Source organism: Clostridioides sp. ES-S-0048-02 (assembly GCF_020658495.1).
Lineage (GTDB): Bacteria > Bacillota > Clostridia > Peptostreptococcales > Peptostreptococcaceae > Clostridioides.
The window spans coordinates 1-1413 of the sequence record NZ_JACVWH010000050.1 but is presented as its reverse complement, the minus strand read 5'-3'; the positions used below and the strand labels follow the sequence as shown (position 1 = coordinate 1413).

Annotated in this window: 1 protein-coding gene; it reads right to left on the bottom strand. The window is 27.0% G+C overall.

All coding sequences use genetic code 11. The features are described 5' to 3' along the window. Window positions 1-192 precede the first annotated feature (192 nt). A complete protein-coding gene (locus IC173_RS20240; RefSeq protein WP_227856200.1) occupies window positions 193-1398 on the bottom strand; it encodes an IS256 family transposase in 1206 nt (401 codons plus the stop codon). Window positions 1399-1413: the final 15 nt, after the last annotated feature.

Here is a 1413-nt window from a genome sequence, read left to right as displayed (position 1 = left end):
GAGACTGTAAATTAATTTGTGCTTTTAAAGATAATTTCTACTTTATAGCAACAATTATTTATTTACTATTAATATTTCCCAATATATGAATTTTATTCTAATAAATTGTAAAAAATATATACTGGGATATTTCTAAATATTTTTGTAAACCATATATATTATGGCAAATTTTTGAAATATGATTTTTAAAAATTATATTCTATTATCAAAGAATATAGATAACTGATTATATATACTATCCCAGTTTCTATATCTCATAGTCCATTTTTTCATCACATTTTCACTTGCTAAGAACAATATTTTTAATAGTGAGTCGTCTGATGGAAAAGTGGACTTTGTTTTTGTGACTTTTCTAAACTGTCTATTAAGTCCTTCAATTATATTTGTAGTGTACATTATAGTCCTTATTTCTTCAGGAAAACTAAAAAATGGTGCTATAACATCCCAGTTATTTCTCCAAATTTTAATTGCCGAAGGATACTGTTTACCCCATTTTTCATCTATTTTATCTAAAGCCGATGAGGCTTCTTGTTCATTAACTGCTTTATATACAGATTTAAAATCACTTATTAATACTTTTGAATCTTTGTATGAAACATATTTAAAAGTATTTCTTATCTGATGGATTATACATTTTTGTATTATAGAATTAGGATAACTTGCGGCTATCGCCTCTTTAAAGCCATTTAATCCATCAACACTAAAAATTAGTACATCTTTAACACCTCTATTTTTTAAATCGGTTAAAACACTATACCAAAACTTTGAAGTTTCGTTTTCACCTATCCATATTCCTAAAATATCTTTGAAACCATCCTTATTTACTCCTAGAACTATATATGCAGCTTTATTTTTTATTTTTCCATCATCTCTTACTTTGTAATGAATTGCATCCATAAATACAAAAGGATAAACTTGTTCAAGAGGTCTATTTTGCCACTCTTTAGCTCTTTGAATTACAACATTTGTTATATTACTTACTTGATCAGCTGAAATTTCTATACCGTATAAATCTAATATTTGGTCATGTATATCTCTTGTTGACATACCTCTTGCATAAAGTGATATTATTTTTTCTTCGATTCCTGAGATATCTCTAATATTTTTAGGAACGACTACTGGGTTAAAGTCATTATCTCTGTCTCTTGGAACGTCTAGTTGTAAATCTCCAAATTGTGACTTTACAGTTTTTTTGCTATATCCATTTCTTCTATTAGTTGTATTCTTGTTATGGCTGTCGCCCTTTTCATAACCTAGCTCTAATGCCATTTCTTGTTCTAACATCTCTTGTAATATATCTTTGAACATATCTCTTAGATAACTACTTATATCTCCAGATTTTATAAATTCTCCATCTGATATAATTTCTTTGACTAATTGTTTTCTTAAAGTATTCATAAAAAATCTCCTTTA